This window comes from Streptomyces colwelliae, from assembly GCF_048158785.1.
Classification (GTDB): Bacteria; Actinomycetota; Actinomycetes; order Streptomycetales; family Streptomycetaceae; genus Streptomyces.
Window position 1 is genome coordinate 40,942 of the sequence record NZ_JBLTJC010000009.1, and the last position, 18,941, is coordinate 59,882.

At 67.9% G+C, this 18,941-nt stretch carries 9 protein-coding genes and 1 pseudogene; 4 read left to right on the forward strand and 6 right to left on the reverse strand.

The window, feature by feature from the left end; all coding sequences use genetic code 11:
• The first annotated feature begins 97 nt into the window (after positions 1 to 97).
• From ACNFOC_RS03555 to ACNFOC_RS03565, 3 genes are all read left to right on the forward strand, one after another.
• Entirely contained in the window at positions 98 to 442 is a 345-nt protein-coding gene (locus tag ACNFOC_RS03555; RefSeq protein ID WP_416956464.1) for a hypothetical protein, read from the forward strand.
• A gap of 37 nt (positions 443 to 479) precedes the next feature.
• Positions 480 to 992: an RNA polymerase sigma factor gene (locus tag ACNFOC_RS03560; protein WP_416956466.1), complete on the forward strand. Its 513-nt coding sequence runs from the start codon at positions 480 to 482 to the stop codon at positions 990 to 992.
• Between the two features lie 195 nt (positions 993 to 1,187).
• Positions 1,188 to 2,350, forward strand: a protein-coding gene (locus ACNFOC_RS03565) for an IS3 family transposase (RefSeq protein ID WP_416956468.1) whose coding sequence is annotated in 2 segments (ribosomal slippage) — positions 1,188 to 1,472 and positions 1,475 to 2,350 — 1,161 coding nt in all. Because the reading frame shifts where the segments join, the coding sequence is not laid out codon by codon here.
• 332 nt (positions 2,351 to 2,682) lie between these two features.
• Here ACNFOC_RS03565 and ACNFOC_RS03570 read toward each other — a convergent pair.
• Entirely contained in the window at positions 2,683 to 2,850 is a 168-nt protein-coding gene (locus ACNFOC_RS03570; RefSeq protein ID WP_416956470.1) for a hypothetical protein, read from the reverse strand.
• Here ACNFOC_RS03570 and ACNFOC_RS03575 point away from each other — a divergent pair.
• A pseudogene (locus tag ACNFOC_RS03575) lies at positions 2,840 to 2,989 on the forward strand (pirin family protein); the annotation flags it as partial. The gene ACNFOC_RS03570 and the pseudogene ACNFOC_RS03575 overlap by 11 nt on opposite strands.
• Positions 2,990 to 3,001: 12 nt before the next feature.
• Here the strand turns inward: ACNFOC_RS03575 and ACNFOC_RS03580 are convergent.
• The 5 genes from ACNFOC_RS03580 to ACNFOC_RS03600 are packed head-to-tail and all read right to left on the reverse strand — an operon-like array spanning position 3,002 to position 18,891.
• Positions 3,002 to 4,888, reverse strand: a complete 1,887-nt coding sequence (locus ACNFOC_RS03580; RefSeq protein WP_416956472.1) for a hypothetical protein — start codon at positions 4,886 to 4,888, stop codon at positions 3,002 to 3,004.
• A 5-nt stretch (positions 4,889 to 4,893) separates the two neighbouring features.
• A complete protein-coding gene (locus ACNFOC_RS03585) occupies positions 4,894 to 10,467 on the reverse strand; it encodes a hypothetical protein (protein WP_416956474.1) in 5,574 nt (1,857 codons plus the stop codon).
• On the reverse strand, positions 10,464 to 13,781 hold the full coding sequence (locus ACNFOC_RS03590) for a hypothetical protein (RefSeq protein ID WP_416956476.1): 3,318 nt from the start codon (positions 13,779 to 13,781) through the stop codon (positions 10,464 to 10,466). The genes ACNFOC_RS03585 and ACNFOC_RS03590 overlap by 4 nt, the downstream gene beginning before the upstream one ends.
• Entirely contained in the window at positions 13,778 to 17,257 is a 3,480-nt protein-coding gene (locus ACNFOC_RS03595; protein ID WP_416956478.1) for a DUF6603 domain-containing protein, read from the reverse strand. Before ACNFOC_RS03595 ends, ACNFOC_RS03590 begins: the two co-directional genes overlap by 4 nt.
• Positions 17,257 to 18,891 carry a hypothetical protein gene (locus ACNFOC_RS03600; RefSeq protein WP_416956480.1) on the reverse strand — a complete coding sequence of 545 codons (1,635 nt, stop codon included), beginning with the start codon at positions 18,889 to 18,891 and terminating at the stop codon, positions 17,257 to 17,259. The genes ACNFOC_RS03595 and ACNFOC_RS03600 overlap by 1 nt, the downstream gene beginning before the upstream one ends.
• Positions 18,892 to 18,941 lie beyond the last annotated feature (50 nt).

The following is an 18,941-nucleotide window of genomic DNA, read 5'->3' on the forward strand; positions in this document are numbered from 1 at the left end:
GCGCCCCAGGTGTGCTCACTGAGAGTCTCGGACTCTTACGGTCGGTGCCCTTGCCAAAGTGGAACCCCGGCCGCGGACATAGAGCCCCTGGAGCGACATGAGCGCACTTCCGCCTGCGGGCGGGACCCCCTCCAACATCACCGAGCCAGCGCCGGCCACCGCCCCTCAGATCGAGACGGCTGCGGCACTCCGTCCGGTCGGACTGGTTCCCCTCGGCGTTCTGACTGCGGCATCCACCATCTACGGGGATGTCGTCGCGGATCCGGAGCCTTGGACCCATTACTTCCAGAGCGGCACGGCCTGGGGCCTCGCCGTCCAGGGGGGTCTGGTGATGATCACAGGAGCCTATCGATGGCTCAAGAGGCGCGGCAAGTTCCGCGGCTCGATCAGACTGGCAGGCGAGTTCGACTTCGGCGAGAACCCCCCGACCGGCAACCCATAGGTCGTTGAGTAACTCAAACGATGCCAGCAGGGCTGGAGTGGATGCGCGATCCGTTGCATCCGCCCCAGCCCCAGCTGGGTTTGGGGCGTTCCACAAGGAACAGCACAGCAGGGCGCTCGCCTACGTCGTGCAGCGCTATCACCTGCCCAAGCAGGAGGCCGAAGAGGTGGTCGCGGACGCGCTCGTCGGCGTTGTGAACCGCTGGGACGAACTGGACAATCCCGAGGCGTTCTTGTACGCCTTGCTGCCGCGGCGTGCCGTCGACAAGCTCAGAGCCCTGGCGCGACGCAACGAGCAGCCAGTGGACGACCCGTTCCTGGAGATAGCTGCGGGAGCGACTTACGACCCCGTACCTTTCGATCTCAAAACCATGCTGGGCCAATCCGCAGACCTGCTAACGCCTCGGCAGCGTCAGATCCTCGTCCTGAAGGCTCTGGGCTACACCGCAAAAGAGATCGCAGGCCACCTCGGGGTCACCGAGAACACGGTCAACGTGCACTTCCACCGAGTTCGGAAACTGCTTCGCGGGCTTTCTGCGGATAGCTGGTGAGCCGTTCGTCACCGACAAGTAGGCGCCGGCCAGCCAGAGCCTGTCGTATGGCGGGTTCCAACTTTCTCATTCCCACGCCGGATTTGAACGACCACGGAACGCGGCCAGTACTGCGCTTCCCGGGTCGGGTCTGCTGCACGATCGGGTGAGATCTGAACTGGCTTGCCCTGTGGGGCGGGTGGGAAGGATGTCGCTGTGCCCAAGCCTTATCCGGAAGAGTTCCGCGAAGATGTCGTGCGGGTCGCGAGGAACCGCGGCCCGGGCGTGACGGTGGAGCAGGTGGCCGCCGACTTCGGAGTGCATGCGATGACGCTGTGGAAGTGGATGCGCCGCGCGGACATCGACGACGGGACCAAGCCCGGATCGAGCAGCCAGGACAACGCGGGGCTGCGGGAAGCACGCAGGCGGATCAAGCTGCTGGAGCAGGAGAACGAGGTTCTGCGCCGGGCCGCGGCCTACCTGTCACAGGCGCATCTGCCGGGAAAAGGATCTACCCGCTCGTGAAGGAGCTGGCCACGGGCGGAATCTCCGTCACGGTCACGTGCAGGGTCCTGAAACTCGCCCGCCAGCCCTACTACCGCTGGCTCGAACGTCCCGTGACCGATGCCGAGTTCCAGCGGGCCACACGCGCGAACGCGTTGTTCGACGCGCACCGAGAGGATCCGGAGTTCGGCTACCGGTTCCTGGCCGACGAGGCCCGCAGCGCGGGATCCGGAATGGCCGACCGGACCGCGTGGCGGATCTGCCGGGACAACCACTGGTGGAGCGTGTTCGGCAAGAAGCGCGGCAGAAAGAAGCAGGCCGGCCCGCCGGTGCAGGACGACCTGGTCCGCCGTGACTTCACCGCGGATGGCCCGAACCGGCTGTGGCTCACCGATATCACCGAACACGCCACCGGCGAAGGGAAGTTGTATCTCTGTGCAATCAAGGACGTCTTCAGCAGGAGGATCGTCGGCTACTCGATCGACACGCGGATGAAGTCCCGCCTGGCCGTCACAGCCCTCAACAACGCTGTTGCCCGGCGTGGACACGTCGACGGGTGCATTCTGCACAGCGATCGCGGATCGCAGTTCCGGTCACGGAAGTTCGTCCGGGCCCTCGACCGGCACCGGATCGGCGGCTCGATAGGGAGAGTCGGCGCGGCAGGCGACAACGCGGCCATGGAGTTGTTCTTCAGCCTGCTGCAGAAGAACGTCCTCGACCGCCGATCCTGGGCCACCCGCGAGGAACTGCGCATCGCGATCGTGACCTGGGTCGAGCGGACCTACCACCGGCGCCGCAGACAAGCCGCACTCGGCCGCCTGACCCCCGTCGAATTCGAGACCGTCATGACCACACCGGCCCTCCAGGCCGCGTGACCGAACCTGTCACCCAAACCTGCACCAGACCCCTTCACCCGCTCACGCAGGAAATCCACCACGCCGGGATCGTCTGGCCATACGTACACCATCTCGTAGAGCAAGTCGCTTCGGGAATCGGGGCTGGGGTCGTGGGCGGCATGATCCAGGACGAGGGACCTGCACAGTCGGATCCTCTGCCCAGCGAGCCGCCAGGCTGAGCAAAGCGGCCCCTCGGCCATGGCCGGTAGGCGCTGACAAGGAGACGGCCTTCAACGCCTCCTTGTGTGCTCGTGGAGGCTGCCGAGGCCACTCGAGAGAACTTCAGGCAGTTGCTCGGACGTCTTGCCGACCTACTGCACGACGCCAGGACCGTTGAAGACGATGCTCAGCAGCGAGACTGGGTCACACGGCTCGTTCGTGGCTTCCTGCGCGATCACGCAGAAGGTGTCATCCGAGATCGGGCCCGCATTCTCTTCCGCGAGATCGAGAAGGCGCTGGAAGACATAGATCGGCCGCACTCAGCCGAAGATCGAACAGGCCCGCACCGACTGGATGACCGGCACCCGCTTCGGAGACGTGAAGGGGTACGACGGTGCTCCACTGCCCGCGCCGGAGCTCCCGCCCGTGCCGTTGAAACCACGAGGCAGGGTGCGCTGACCTCCGGGCCCGTCAGGGCTGCGGCGGGATGTCGACGATCTGATCGAACGTCAAGCCGCTCGATCCCTCGCCGCGCCCGGTCTGCTTGCGTACCCCGAGCCATACCCAAGCCCGCCCGCCGCTCCAACGGGTGCGTTGGAAGCTCTGCGTCACCCGGACACCGGCCCGCGGCACCTCTTCCTCGTGAAGCCGGTACCCGAGCTGCGGGACGCTTTCCAGCCCTTCGCGCAGGAGTGAGGTGCGCGGCCGGACGGGTTCCGGCGTGGGGTCCGTGTCGCCCTCCATGATCCGGAGCATCGCCGCTCGCTGGAGCTGGACCTCTCGGTTGTCACCTTCCTTGTGGACGGGAATCATCGGGATCCAGTTCTCGGGGACCGAACTCATCACCTTGTAGCGGATCTTCGCGCCTGCCGCGGGCGCCACCGGCTGCGGCGGGGCGCCGAGGACCCGCTCAAGTTCCCGCTCGTGGAAGTCGCGTGTCTGGTAGGCGGCCTCGCGGCCGTCCTTCGGCTCGCCCGACGGCATCGGCACGGTGCGCTCGATGCCCCAGACCATGTTCGCCATCTCGTCCCGCATGAGGAGGACCTCTTCGAGCGGGTCGCCTTCGAGCACCTTCTGCGCCGCCGGCGGGATGACGAGGCTGAGATCGGCGGGCGTGCGGGCGTCGCCCTGCGTGGACAGCAGGAACATCGCCCAGCGCTGCCGGTCCTCGTCGTCACCCGCGCCCGCCGCCGTGATCCACGTCCGTTCGTTGAACACGTTCGTCACGGCGATGCCGCGCACACTGGCGATGCCGGCGGCCGGCACCGTGAAGGGCACGACGAACCAGTCGTTGGCGTAGACGAGTCCGAACTCGATGAGGAGCAGCTTGGCCAGGTCGGTCGTGTCCGGCTTGATGTCGCCGAAGTTGGTACGGCCGTCCTCGAACCGCCACCACCGGGTGTTGGGCATACCGTCGAACGTCGCTTGCGTCGGCAGCATCGTCAGCGTGGTCCGTACCGGAGGCTCGGCCTTCGGATCGGCCTCACCGAGGGTCCCGGACCGCGGATCGACGTCGAAGCCGTACCAGTCGAGGTGCCCTTGGAAGTACTGCTCGGCCACGAGCACCTTCTCGCCCTCGGCTTCCGGTGCCGACGTGGCGAACCGGTACTCCAGGCGGTCGCTCTCCCATGCACCTGGGCCCTCGGGTTGGTACAGGAGCCGTTCGAACCAGGCCACGAAGCGCGCCGCGATCGGGTCGATCAGCGCATCCATCCCGGTGAGCGAGGCGATGCCGTCGGATGCGTGGTTCGCCGCCCCGCCCACCAGGTGGAAGTAGAGGAGTGCGCCGTCCATCCGCCGCCCCGCGGCGGCCGCGAAGTTCGACCAGGCGTCGGCGTGAGCGCAGGTGGGGGCGTTCAGCGGGTCGGTGGGTTCGGGTTCGCGCACCGGATACCGTGTGAGGAACTCCTGCGCCGCCACGGGCGGAGCGACCCCTTGGATCATCTTCAGCCACTGCCGGCCCATGAGGAGGCGGATGTCGAGGGCGATGCGGTGGGGTTCGGCATCCGGGCGAGCGCGCTGGGAGAACCGCAGCGGCATCCGCTCCGCGTGCGCTTCCAAGGGGATCGCGTTGCCGAACGGTTCGACCGGCCCGTCCGCCGCCTGGTACTTCTGCAGTTTCGTCGTTTCCAGCCGCACCTTCACCGAGATCGGCGAGCCCGCGTCGTCCCCCCGGAACTCTCCCATCTGCCACTGGCGCGTCAGGAACCACAAGGGGTCGCGCACTTCCGCGCGCAGCGCCCGGTCGAACGCCTCCGTGCGGGGCCGACCCTCCAGCCGGTTCCAGATGGTGATGCCCGGCTTCGACTTGCCGAGAACGACGGCGGCCAGGTCAGCGGTGCGGAAGGAGGAGGCCATGTCGATCACGTCTCCCGGACGGCGATGTTGTTGTTGAGGGCCAGGTCCGCGGCGATCGTCAGCTGCTGTACCTGGGTGGCGAGCACGGTCGCCGGGAGGAAGGGGGCGTAGGGCGAGCCGTCGAGATCGGCCGGTTCGACCGCCCGCTTCTTGGCCAGATCGAGCGTCTCGTTCAGGGCGTCGATCAGGTCGTCCCAACGCCAGCGGCCCCGGAAGGTGGTCGGCGTGACGAGCAGCATCGCCTGGGGTGCCTCGGAGTTGGGCCGGTCGTGGTGGAAGACGATGCCGGTGTCGACGCTCTCGACGGGGATGGTCTCGGTCCATTCGTCCAGGAGCAGGCCGCACTGCCGGGCGCTCTTGTCGAAGGCGACGGCGTGGTGCGCGGTGTAGAGGAGGCGGTCGCCGTCGAGGGTGAGCGACGCCGGGAAGTCCAGGCCGATCCACCGGTCGTCGGCGGTGAAGGGAAGCTGCACGGCGAGGAGTTCGGGCTCGGGGCGCTGGAGCGCACCGGCGAACATCACCACCTGCTCCCACGCGTGCAATTTCTCCCGTACCCGGGCGATCCCGTAGAGCCAGTCGTCGACGGGGAAGTCGACGGGCGGGCGTTCCGGATCGGTGGGATTCGTCAGGTACTCGAAGAGCTCCCCCGACGTCGACGCCGCCACCGCCTTCGCCAGCTCGTCGCCCTGCGCTGTCGCCAGACCGAACTCGGGGCAGATCTTGAAGTCCTCGCCGAGGAGCGCACGGGCGGCGTCCGCCAGGGCGGTGAGGCGGGTGGCCGCTCTCGCCGAGGCGTCGTGCTCGTCGAAGCGGTCCTTCGACGACTTCAGGCGCCGGTCCAGTTCAGCCTGGACCACGGTGACCATCCGCACGGCGTCCTCGGCGAATCGCACCATCTCGTCCTCGTGCGCGGTGATGTCGAACGCCGCGATGTCGAAGTTCGAGATCTGCAGGGCCTGGACGTCGGCGAGGAGCCCGGCGACGCTCCGGCGCTGGGTCGCGGCGATGGCGGTGAACTGCTGCCGCCTGGCATCGAAGGCAGGGCGCTTGACGTTGACCAGGTCGCTCTCGTAGGCGGTGGGTGTCGGCGGCGGCGAGGTGGCCGTTGTGGAGATCGCCCGTTCCGCCTGGGCGAGCAGCGCGAGCTTCTCCTCGTCGGTGGCGGCGGTGTGCGAGGCGGCGACGCCGGCGTCGAACTCGGCGAGACGGGCGTCCCAACGCTTCACCAGTGCGGCACATTGCTCAAGGAGGGCCGCGAAGGTACGCCGCCGGAAGTCGTACACGAAGCCCCACCCGGTCTGAGGGACGGAGAAGCGGGCGGCACGCGACAGCAACGCCACGAGGTCGGCGGCGTACGTGTCCACGTTGGTGAGGATCTCGGCCTTGCGGTTCGCCAGATCGGCCAACGGGCCTTCGAGACCGGGCAGGAACGACGCGAAGTCGTCACGGAGCGTGTGCATCGAACCGCGGACGAGGTCGAGCCGGGACTTGTCGGCGACCGGTCCGCGGTCGGTGGCCTCCCCGGCCTCGTTCATGAGGGTCAGGTCGGACGGTCGCAGTGCCCGGGATCGGGTGGTCAGGCGGCGGAGGTTCCTGACCAGGGGCAGCAGCTCGAACACGCTGAAGGGCGCGGACGGCCGCTTCATGTACTCGATCGAGACGGGTACGTCGGGCCGGGGGTCGAAGGCGGCCTCCACCACCCGCACGATGCGATCGTCGAGCTCGGCCATCGCCTGCTCACGGTCGTCGCGGATGACGACGAGGAGATCGGCGGGCTGGAGGCCGAGCTGATCGAGGGTCACCTCTTTCGTCACGGCCGTGCCGGTCGCGGCGGATCGGAACGTCACCGCGCAACCCACGTCCGCGGGCGACGGCAGGATGCCCGCCAGCCAGCTGTTCAGCGCCGGCTCGGCCTGCGCGCGTGGCGTCATCGGCACCCCCGGTACGGGGGAGTTCGTCGCGCTGACCCCGGGCTCCAGGTGCAGAGCGACCCGATGGGTGAGGCCGATCCCGTTGCGGGGCGTGCGGACGATGTCGGGCTCCGGAGGGAAGCTGCCGCGCGCGTAGGCGTCGTACGTGGATGCCACGCGGTCGTAGTTGCCGAGCACGGCCTGGTGCACGCCTTCCGACAGGGCGAGGTCGGCGATGGCGTCGTGGGCCTCGCGCAGGCGGTCGGCCTCGGCATCGATGGCCGCCTGCTCGGCGGGTGACACCGCCGGGAGCATGTCGCCCTTGCCGAACGGGTAGTTGAAGGTGTCCGTCGCGGTCATGTGCTCGACGAGGGCGAGGCCGTCGACGACATTGCGGGCCTCGATGGACTCGATGGACACGTCGTCTCGCGTCCGGGTGGACCGGATACGGTCGGCGCGCATCGGGAACGCCTTGCGCAACTTGTAGACGACCTTGTCCACTTCGGCGAGGCCGTGCCGGTCGTGCAGGCCGCGTTCAAACTGGTAGCCGAGCAGGTTGGACAGGCTCTGCCCGGCGCGGATGCCCTCGATCATCGCCAGGGCCGTCCGTACCCGTTCGGACGTGAGGTTCACCGCCATCGTCCGGCGGTTGGCGGGACTGGTATGGGAGAGGTAGCCGTTGCGCAGCACCGCGGCGGTGACGGCGTGGTTGAGCGACGGGGCATGGACGTAGCCGTGGTTGGTGCTGTCGTGGACGAGGGCCGGGGCGCCGGCGAAGGCCTTGCGCAGATCGTCGTCGGTCAGCTCGACCGGTTCCAGCATCTTCCCTTCGGGCCGCACCGGTTCGAGCCAGGCGTAGCCCCCGAGATGGATGCCCTCGCGGGCCGGTTCCTTCGAGTCGTCCCGGAGGTTGCGCATGGTGGCCAGCTGTACGTTGACGATGCCGAGGAGCCAGGCGTCGAGCCGGTAGCCGCAGCAGTCGACGTGGTCGGCGAACGCGCGCTCGAGCTGGGCGGTCGGTCGGTTCTCAAGGCGTTCCAGGGCCTTGAGTTGCTCATGGAGGAGGGAGGAGGACAGCACGGTGGGGATGTTGGCGGCGATGTACTCGTGCACGGGTTGGTCGGCATGGCCGGTGATGGCGGGCGCTGCCGTGTACAGGGGGAAGTAGCGGCTTTCGCTGTCGAGCCGGTTGTCCCGGATGTGCAGGAACGGGTCGTCGCTCCGGGCCGCCAGGGCCTTCTCGGGCGAGTAGAGCCCGGCCGACTCGAACAACCGGATGCCGGTGTCGGAGTAGCCGAGTTGCAGTGCGTGGCGCAGCAGCAGGTACAGGATTGCCGTGGGCTGTTCGTCCCCGGTGAAGCCCCGCTCCTGGTACAGGGCATCATGTGAGGTTCGGGCGGCGTCGATCAGCCAGCGCAGGTAGTTGACGCCGGCGTCCGTATAGGGGCGGATCGGGGCCGTCTCGGACAAGGGCCGGTCATCGACCACGCCGCCCTTGAGGACGTTGTGGCGTCCGGAGAACGACAGGTCGAGGATCTGCGGGTCCTTCTCGCCGGCATAGCCGAGCGAGCCGAGTTTCTGCCGGGCCGCCGCGCGTTCGAGGCGGGTGCGGAAGGTGCGGGCGAAGTCTCCCAGGCCCAGCAGGTTGAGCCGGTTGAACAGCGTCTTCAAGCTCTCCGCGTGCCGTTGCGCCCACTCGACCGAGCCGGAGTGCAGACCGAGGATGTCGAGCAGGATCGCATGGGGGTCGCCGCTGCCGCCCACGTGGGCCACGTCGGCCACCTTCGTCCGGATGTCCTGGTCGATGCTGAGCAGGACCGGATACAGGCGCTTGAGGTAGTCGGCCGTCGGACCGCCCCTGCCCGCCGCCGTGACGCCGATCCCACCGGGGCGGTCGAACCATGCCATGCGGGAGATCGCGGTCGTCGGCAGAATGCCGTAGGGCTGCTCACCGATCCGGATCGACGGGCAGGCACCGCCGGCGATGACATGGCGGGTGAAGAACGCGCGGGTCGCGTCGATCGCGCCCTCGCTGAAGACGGGGGCCAGCATCGTCTCCATCCAGTAGCCGAGCGTCGCCGGCCACAGCGCCGCGTTCATGGCCCGTGCCGTGGCCTGGTCGCGCCCGTCCGCCGCGTGCGTATGGGCGAACACCGCCGGATCGATGCCCAGCTGCTCGGCCAGCCACTGTCCGTCACTCTTGTCCAGCCAGTCCGTGGCCGGCTGGAACAGCGGCTGCTTCAGGTCGTCGAAGGCGGCATCGGGATCGTCGAGGGAGCGTCCGGAAGAGACGGCTTCGGTGTTGTTGGTCGGCGTGCCCTGGGGCACGACGGCCAAGCCGGTACGGCGGTAGGAGTGGTGCCGAAGGAGCTCTTCGAGCTCGGTCTTGGCCGAGGCCTCGTCGGCGTTGATACGCAGCCCCACCACCAGCACCCGGTCGAAGCCCCGCTCCGCCTGGGCGGGCGTGAGGCCGACGACGATCCCCATGCCCACGGACACGGCCTCCTCGAAGTCGGCCATCCACCGCAGTTCGTCGGGAATGACGAGGTCGCCCTCCTCGTCGAGCCGGAGCTGGTCGGCCTCGGTGGCCCCGGGATCGGGCCCGAGGATCAACGGGGACGGGACGGGTCGGCCCACGACCACGACGGGTGTGGTGTCGCCGACGGCCTCGTAGCCGACGAAGACGAAGCGGTCGGGCAGGATGTCCGCTCGTGGGGGCCGGGCCCATGCCGTCTGCTTCGTGTCGGCGGCGGGCAGTTCCAGGTAGGCGACGGACACGGAGACGTCGGGTTTGCTGAATCCTGCCGCCGGCGGAGCGTCGAGGTTGGCGGGTACCGTCGTCGCCACGAGGTGTTCGGCGCGGGCGGTGCCGACGGCCGCGTCCAGGGCGGTGCGGGCGGTGGCCGAGGCGGCGGCTTCGCCGTCGGCCCGCCATACGGCGCTCCAGTACGCCGCGACGGCGTCCGGCTCGGTGCCTGGGAGCGCCGTGTCCACCACGACGGTGAGGATCACGTCCTGCGGGCTCGCCTTGGCGGGCTTGGCCGGGAGGTTGCCGGGTCGGTACTGCCGCACGATCCAGGCGGACCGGCCCGATCCGTGGGCCGAGGCCAGGGCCCGCCAGGCGCCGCGCTCGTGGTCCTCGATTCCGCCCGCCTGCCAGATCGCGGTCCAGTAGCGTCTGGCGTCGGTGAACTCCGATGCGGTGAGGGCCGGGTCGAAGGTGTCGATCCAGCAGTCGTCCGGGTAGACGCGCACCAGCAGCTCGTCGCGGGGTTCGACGCCGGGCTCGGGTGCCGACCTCCTGAACCGCGTTTCCAGCCGCACCGGCATCAGCAGGATCGGAATCGAGTCGTCGAGCCGTCTGATGCCGGTCAACGGGTCGCTGAACACGGCGAACTCGTCGACCAGCGCCCGCTCGGCCGCGATGGCCGCTTCCCGCTCACCGCGCAGGCGCTCCAGCTCCGCGTCGAGGTGTGCCCGCTCCCTGGCCAGCGCATCCCGGGTGGCGACGTGCTGCGCATCGTCGGCGTCGAAGACGCGCTGCGACTGCGCGTCTCGGAGGGCCAGCCGCTTCATCCGCTCGCCGGTCGCGTCGATGGCGGCATCGGCGTCGTCGCGTGACTGCCTGGCCTGACGCAGCTGCTCGCGGAGGGTGTCGAAGGTGCTCATGCCGGGCCTCCGGGGAGCATCTCGGCGGCGTGGAAGGCGACCAGTACCGGTGCCTGGAACAACACATAGGCCAGCTCGGCGGATGTCATGTCGGTCCGGCTCCACCGCACGTGGGCGTCATCCTCGAACTGCGGGAACTTCTCGTCGTCGGCGCCGGGGCTGGTCACCGTCAGCGTGGCCGGTGCCGCCGCGATGTCGATGCACCGCCCGGCGGCAACGTCGATCTTTGGCCAAGACAGGTCGTTCCACACCTGGATCGGTTCCTGGAGGTCCTCGTCCAGGCCGAAGCGCGGCTCGCCGGGACGTTCCTTGATGACAAAGAACCATCCGGGGTCGTCGTCGGGGTGCGAGCCGTCCTTGCCCTTGGCATCGTCGACCGTGAGATCGAAGCCGAAGAAGTAGATGTCGGGATCGACCTTGGCCTCGTACAGGGGGGTCAGCACCTTGCTCGTGGGCGGGTTGAGTTCCTCCTCGGGCGTCAACGAGACGAGACGGCGCTCGACGGTGTTGTCGATGGCACCCGAACGTCGGCACGACTCGACGTCCTCGTCGGACACCGTCACCGCCTTCCGCTGCCAGCAGGCCCGATGGGCGTAGATGACGGCGTTGGGATAGCGCTTGAGCAGCTCGCCGCGGATGGCGAGCACCAGCTCGTCCTCCTTCTCGCCCGGCACCTCACGGTTGTCGTGGTCGCCCAGCGCGCTGTCGGGCGCCCACGTGTGCAGCGGGGGAATGTCGCGCAGCTTCTCCTTGAGGGTCTCGTCGTCGAGGCTGTCGGCGTTGAAGAAACCGCGCACGTCCCAGAACTGCCGGAAGGTTGATCCGCGCTGGTCGGTCGGGTACTCGCGCCACAGCAGCTCGCGTGCGAACTCGTGGTTGAGGCCGACCATGTACGACTCGATGAAGCGCTGGTTGGTCTGCAGCAGCGTGACGCTGTTTGGCTCGATCAGATTGATGTTGGGGAGGAACAGCTCGGACGAGAGGGCCTTCAAAGGCTCGTACATGGGCACGTCGATGACGGGATAGGCCATCGGCTCCACGAATGCCGCCGACGGTGGTGTCACCAGGTCGTCCTTGATGCGGGGCGGGACGAAGACTCCGGCCATCACGCGCCGCGGAATGGTGCGCGACGGGCGGACGGCTTCCAGCCCGGCGTCGGCCTTGGCACCCAGGTCGAGCGAGTCGCGTACGGGCGGCCGGCCGGCAGCGTCACTGAGTCGGCGGCCCTCGAACGTGTCCCGGAGCGCTGCCTTGAAGCGGGCCGCCTCCACGCTGTCGGCGGCACCGGTGCGCGGCACGAAGCCGGAACCCGGCTCCGTGATCACGAAGTCGGGGGCGCCGGGGAGCCGGTCGACGGACTCGGGCGTCTGGTCCTCCGCGAGCAGCTCCGCCGCCAGGACGGCCCGCCGCCATCGGCCGAGCCGACGGTGGAGGAACAGGCCTACGGCGACCAGCACGACGGCCGGCACCACACCCACCGGGAACAGCAGCAACAGCAGCATGAGTGCCAGGGCGACGGCGGCCAGGGGCACGAGCAGCGGCAGGAACGCGAACCGCCTCAACCAGGTGAGGACGAACGCGGGCACGCCCTTGGGCAGCCACTGCTCGGCGAGCTCGCCGCTGGTGACGACACCCTGCGGTGCGCTCTTGGGCGGTGCCGCCGACACCTGCCCCAGGTTCACCCGGTCGATCAGCCGGCCCGGAGTGAGGGTGGAGTCGAACGGCAGCGAGCGGACCAGCCGTCCACGCGGGCGCACGATACGCCGCATGGCGGTGGAGGTCATGGTCGGCTGGACGAGGCTCTGGGCGTAGGCATGGTGCAGAGTGGCACCGTCGTGGACGATCCGCTTGTTGAGCGGCGCCATGAGCAGCAGACCCTGTTGGCGACTGACGCCGACGGCGGGCACGAGGTGGCGGTCGTACCACATGCCCGATACCAGCAGACCGAACTGTCCGAGCCGGATGCGACGCTGCGCCTCGAGCACGTTCCCCATCTGCTCCCAGGCGGCGTCCATCAGCTTCTCTTGCTGGTCCTGGATGACTCGTGTGCCGATGCCGGCGGCGGCGCGGAACCGCGGGTCGAGGTTGAGGCGCTGCACCCAGGTGTCGGCCGGTGTGATCGGGGTGCCGTCACGCTGGTTGAGCACCCGCTTGGTCATGGCGTGCCAGGTGCCGTACAGCGGCGGGGTGATGACGGGATCGGGCTCGCCCTCGGCCCGATAGCGGTCGGGGAGGTTGATCAGCCGGGCGAGCTCGGTCTGCAGCGGCCGGGGGAACGGCGTGTCCCACGCCTCGTGCGGGTCGGGTGGCGTGGGCGGCACGGGGGCGGGTGGTTGCAGAGCCCCGCCGAGCCTGAGGAACCCGCCCAACTCCGGCTTGTCGAGCCCGGGCACGCCCGATCCGGGGTCGAGCAGGTCCATCTCGCGGAATCCGACGCGAGGATCGACGGGCTTGGGCACCAGCAGCCGTACGAGCGCCTCGAAGTCCCCGGTGTCACCGGTCCGGAAGAACCAGCGGTGGTAGTAGGGAAACGACTGGCCCTCGGGGCGGCCGGCCGGATCCCACGCCGACTTCGTCGCCTCGACGTCGGCGAGGTCGAGGTTGAGTCCGGCGCGCCGGCCGGCCTCGAAGGTGGGCATCAGGAAGGCGTGGTAGGCCTTGTCGGCTTCGAGGTGCCGCGGACACACGATGCGCGAGTAGGCCAGGTCCGGGTTCTCGTTCATCACGTCGAGGAATCTGGGCATGACCGCCGCCATGTTCTTCGACACGAACTCGGTGTCGTCGGCCGCCAGGCTGCGGTTGACATGCACGTGAGCCCACGCCCACAGCTCGTCGGCCTTGGGAAACGGTTCGAGGGTCGACACGTTGACGTAGGGCAGTGGGCGGTCCTTGACGTCGGGGCCGTCGTCGAACTCCCCCTCCTCCAGCACGATCAGCGACAGCCACGGGCGCAGCCGCCCGGTGGCGGCGTCCGGCGCCGCGGGCGTGTACCGCCATGGCAGGTCCTCGTCGTAGAACTCCATGGCCGCGAGGTAGTTCGGTTCGAAGTTGGTGACCCAGTCGCGCGGCTCGACCCGGACGATGGCGCGCTGGTCGACGCCAACGATGTCGCCGGGCCCGAACAGCGCCACCGGCTGGTCGAGGGTGGCGACGGTATCCGTCCCACCGGTGACCTTGTCGCCCTTCACCGCCAGTCTCACGTCGACCTTGGCCCGGACCTTGACGGCAGGGTCGAAGTCGAGGGCCTGGATCTCATTGGCCAGGCCAAGGCGCAACCAAGGGAGGAACGAGTACGTTCCCAGTGGCGACGTCATGCCGGAACCACCTCGAAGGTCGGGATCACATGGATCGTGTCGGCCAGCGACGGATCGGCTGCCACCTGGCTGTTCAGGTACTCCCGCGCGCCGGCCTCGCTGTGGAAAACCGCCGCGTCGGCGTTGAACGCCGTGTTGTCGGCCTGGTGGACGACGCTGTACGTCTCACCCTGGACGTCGAACTTCTCCGTGAAGGGCTGCAGCCTGCCCTTGACCGCCTGGGACAACTCGCTCTTGGACACCGCGGCGCCGTTCAGGAAGAAGTCGAACAGCACTCCGAAGAACCCCCGGAAGCGCCTGGCGAACCGCTTGTAGTTGGAGTCGATGACGATCTCCTCGTACCGCACGACACGGCGCACCATGACGGCCGAGCGAGCCTCTGTGCCGGCGGCGGACAGGTCGATGCCCGACCGCTCGGGCGCGAAGGCCGGTTTGGACAGCTTGTCGGCGTCGGAGAAGTTCTGGAACTGAGCTGGGGCGAACTGCTCGAAGGCGTCGCCCTTCCGTTTCAGCGCTCCACCCGATACATCGATCGACAGCCGGTGGTAGTCGCTCGGCTTCTGTGCGCCCACCCGGTCGAGCGTCAGCCCCAGCGGCAGCGCCCGCTGGGAGAAACGGAGCACTCCGACCGGGTGGAGCACGAGTGCCGGCTCCGTTTCGGGGATGCTCCGCGGTGTCACGAGCAGGTTCACCCCGGTCGGCGGGATCGCCCGCCAGTTCTCGATCTTGTCGAACTCCGCCGTGATGATCGGCTTGATCAGGACGGGGGGCATCTCCGTGAGCCGGGGCTCGCCCCAGGTGGTCTCGAAGTCGACGTCGATGTCCCAGAACAGGAGCGAGATCGAGCCGTGCCCCTTCACATGCCACGGGGTCGGTCCGTCCAGAGATCCCCTGACACGCACCGAGAACAGCCCGATGCCGAGGACCTTCACCGAGAACGAGGCCGCGATGTCGATGACGAAGTGGAAGGGGGAGAACTGGAACAGGGCGTCGAAGGCCATATGGCCCTCCACGCTGAGGCCACTGACGCCGAAGAAGACCTCTGCCTGGGCACCGAACTGCACCGTGTTGGAGGTGACGGCGAAGTAGCCCTCGATGCGCACCCGCGCCATCGGTGAGTTCACCAGGCTGACCGCGATGCGCTTGGGGCTGGGGAAGGGCAGCGGAGGGGGCGCGAACCGGGGGTGGAAGCCGCCGACGCTGACGACGAAGTTGGCGTCGGCGCCGAAGGCGACCAGAAGTCCCATCTCGCCGTCGATGGTCAGGAACGCGATGCGTGACTCGAACAGCGAGGCGAAGAACCACACGCGTTTCTTGTCGAACTCGACGGCCCCGACGAAGTTGACCTGGAGCACGATCACAGCGACGTCGTCCGCGGGGATGGCGATCTTGACCATCCCGACGACGGCGATGTTGCCCGGGATCTCCATGACGATCCCGAGCGAGATGCTGGCCAGCGTCGGGGTGCCCCAGCCGACTTTGAGCATCGGGCCGATCAGGAACGTGCCTTGTCGCTGCGGGAAGAATGTGCGCAGATCGCTGATGATCTTCGGGGCGTTGGCGATGATGTCGTGGGGGAACATCACCGACTCGATGGCTCCGGTACGGACGCCGTCGGCCAGGGCCTGAAGGTTCATCGTCCGGTTCAGTCCGATCAGACCACCGACGGAGGACAGGGTGAAGCCGAGGCCGAGTTGGAACCCGCTGCCGAACTCGACGGACATGACGATCAGCAGTGAGAAGCCCTTGCCGCCGTCGGGCAGCTTGGTGGTGATGATGCCGATCGCCTTGATCGTCACCACGTCCAGGAGCGCCAGTTCGAGGGCGCCGGCGTACTCACCGCGGTCGGGGTCGATGAACAGGTAGCCGCCGCCCCTCACCACGCCGACGTCGAGCGAAAGACCGACGCCCTTCGGCGGCTGGAAGGCGAACGTCAGGTCGACAGGGCCGAGGTTGCCGTCCCGGGCGGGAGGGAACGCGAACAGGGCGCGCACGCCGACGTCTTCGACAGCGGCGGCCAGCGGTCCGAGCCGGGCGGTGAGCCCTGTCGCCGCGCTGACGTTCAGGCCGTTTCCCTTGAACTCGGCCTCCAGGCTGAGGTGGTTGAGGTCGATCGGCCCCAGACTCAGGTGCAACGGCAGGCGGATGACCAGTCCGGACGCGCCCTTGAAGTAGATGCCGCCGACGTTGGACAGCCCCAACCCCAAGGAGAATCCGGCCTGGACGCCGGCACCGCCGACCACCTTCGACACGAACCCGTCCGCCGCGCCCGTACCGAATGCGAACAGGGCGTCCTTCACATCGGTTTCGACGAAGACGCGGACGTCCGAGAGCTTCTCGAGGCCGACGCTCAACTCCGCTGAGCCGAGCTGGAAGGTGGCGCCGAGCGGCAGCCCGAGCGCGAGGACCGGGCCCGGACTGGCCTGATCGCTCGGCTTGAGGGTCAGCTTCAGGCCGAACTGCAGGGCATCGAGCGGCGACGAGCCGCCGGTTCCGACGACGCCCCCGACGAAGCGCGGCGGTCCGTCGACATCGACGGTCACTCCGAGGTTGTCGCCGAGTGACGCCGCACTGGTGACCGACAACGTCCACGAGTCGCCCAACGGGATGTTCAGCTCGCCGCCGAAGCGGATCGCGACACCCAGCCCGGTCCGCTTGTGCGTGGCGGGGTCGATCCTGGGATACAGCTCCAGGCCGAGATCGACGTTCGGGTCGCGAACGAGCGGGAAGCGCAGGGCCGTCAGCTCGTCGAAGAGGTCCTGCGTGGTGAGGTCCTGACCGTCGTTGAGCTTCTCCAGCAGGTCGGGGTCCGGCACGACATAGGTGGCGGGCAGCCCGATTCCGACGGCGAGCACACGCAGGAAGAACACGAACCGCTCGTAGAGGAACTCGTCCGGCTCGCAGACCGTCTCCTTGAGGGCTCGGACTGGATCCGAGAAGAGGAGAGACAGACGGTTCCAGTGCACAGTCCGCCGTCGATGCGGACTCTCGTGCGCGTTCGCCGGGTCCCTGTCCTCGAGTTCGATGATTCCGACGACCAGCAGGGCCGCGTAGAGGGTCGGGAAGCTTCCTTCCACGAACCGGGCGACAAGGTGGTCGACGATCCTGGTGCCGATCTGCGCCAGGATGTCGGTGTCCGACAGGAGGGGCGTGCCGGCGAAGTTCGCCTGGATCTCGGCACCGAAGGCGCCGGCCGCCTTCGCGATCTGTGAGCCCGCTGCGAGGAGTTCACCGAGCGCGGCGACGGTCAGAACTTCGTCACCGTCCTCGAGAGCGCTGAGCAGGTGCTCGATCCCGTCGGTGAGCCGGCCGATGCCGTCACCGAACGATGTGAAGGCGGTGACCTCGCTCGGCGCGATGTAGCCGAGCTCTTCAAGGAACCCCGCTGCCTGCTCGGGGCTGTCCGCCGCCTCGACCAGCGGCAGGACGAACTTCGTCACCAGTTCCAGATACGGGGCGAAGGCGTCGTCATCCATCACATGGCACCGTTGGTCCGCAGGAACGACAGGTAGGCGGCGGAGGCGTCCGTCCTCGGGCGCGTCGTCAGGATCTCCTCCTTCGTCGGGTTCGGTTTGGCGAACGGCGACTCGAAGAGCTCGTCGATCGTGAGCGGCTTGAAGGTGAGCTTGCCCTTCACCCGGGTGAACAGCTCGTAGTGCTTGGCCGCGTTCGTGGACCGGTCCTGGTAGAGGATCTTCCAGTCCGTCGGCTCGAACTGGGCGGTGCCACCCGGATTCGGCCCCAGGCGTTCGAACGAGATGGACTCGAGAAGGTTGCCTGCCGAGATGATCTCAATGATCTTGCGTGGCTTTGTGATAGCGAAGAGATTCTCGGTGGGTGAGTAGGCGATGGCGAATCCCGTCTCGCTGATCTCCGGCTTCGAATTCGCCTTTGTCGGAGCCTTCTGGAAGTTCCGGTACCGAAATCCCACGTCGAACTGATGGAGTTCCAGCGCGACCACGGTCCCATCCGGCTTCGTCCGCGTCGTGCTGTCCGAGAGCGATGGCGCGGGGGTCCCGTTCTCCTTGGAGTTGAGGAAGATCGCCGCGATGCGGAACGAGCGGTGCAGCTGGGTCTGCAACTCCGCGAGGAAGTCGTCGTAAAAGTCGTAGACGGTTCCTTCCTTCCCGTGACCGCCGAAGAAGATTCCCTTGCGGGAACGAACCCCGCGATCCCCGCAGCCGTACACAAGGCTGTGCTCACCGGTCCACGATCCGTTGGGCTTGAACACCTTGTAGAGCGGGTGGTTGAAGATATAGGCGTGATCGCCCACCTGGAGATCACCGACGAGCGCCGGAACCCGCTCGAACAGGCCCTCGGCGCCGGTGTCCAGGATCATGCTCTCCGGCGTCTCCCGGGTCGCGGAGTGGATGCCGAGACTCTTCGGTCCGCGCGAGTCGACCTTCTTCAGCAGCTTCGGCGCGTCCTTCGCCTCGACGAGCGTGTCCAGCAGTACCGCGCCACACGCCAGGCCGCAGTCGACGAGGTTGCCGTCACATGCGCTCGCCTTGGCGGTGAAGACCTTGGCGATGGCCCGTACATGGTCGGGGTCGCCGCTTGCCGGGCGTTTGAGCAGGAAGTGGTAGATGCCCGGCGGAGGGTTTTTCGATCCGCCGAGCGGTTCCCAGAAGGGCTGGGCGTCGGTGTTCAGCCGCCAGATGCCCTGTGCCGACGGGCAGCGGTCGACATAGCGGAAGTAGCCCTGCGAGTTGCGGTTGACGAAGAAATCCATGCGGGTCACGCCGCGCAGCCGCCTGCGGGCGATCCAGAGAAGCATGTCCTGGTTGGCCGGTTCGATCAGCGTCGGATTGGACGCGATGATGCCGTACAGGATTTCGATCCGTCGCCTCGACTGGATCTTCGCCAACGACGAGCCGAGTTTCACCCCGATGGCGTAGTCCTGCTTGGCTTTCACCACTGCATTGCTCTTGGTGACGACGTCGGTCGCTCTGCTTGTGATCGCCGCATCGCCCGGCGTCGGAATTTCGGCCTCCATTTTACGGATCAGCCGATCGACGAACCACGCGCGACCCTCGGCGGCGTAGTTCCTGTGAAAATTCGCGGCGACCGCGAGCTTCTTAATCAACGCCTTCTTGGCTGCGGCGTCCATCCGGCCAGCTTGGCAGCCGCAACGAGCCAGGACAAGCGAAGGCGCGGCAT

Bases quoted from the DNA above. Each gene is read 5' to 3' on its own strand.
- ACNFOC_RS03555 (WP_416956464.1), top strand. From the start codon at position 98: ATGAGCGCACTTCCGCCTGCGGGCGGGACCCCCTCCAACATCACCGAG.
- ACNFOC_RS03580 (WP_416956472.1), bottom strand. From the start codon at position 4,888: ATGGCCTCCTCCTTCCGCACCGCTGACCTGGCCGCCGTCGTTCTCGGC.
- ACNFOC_RS03595 (WP_416956478.1), bottom strand. From the start codon at position 17,257: ATGGATGACGACGCCTTCGCCCCGTATCTGGAACTGGTGACGAAGTTC.
- ACNFOC_RS03600 (WP_416956480.1), bottom strand. From the start codon at position 18,891: ATGGACGCCGCAGCCAAGAAGGCGTTGATTAAGAAGCTCGCGGTCGCC.
- ACNFOC_RS03585 (WP_416956474.1), bottom strand. From the start codon at position 10,467: ATGAGCACCTTCGACACCCTCCGCGAGCAGCTGCGTCAGGCCAGGCAG.
- ACNFOC_RS03590 (WP_416956476.1), bottom strand. From the start codon at position 13,781: ATGACGTCGCCACTGGGAACGTACTCGTTCCTCCCTTGGTTGCGCCTT.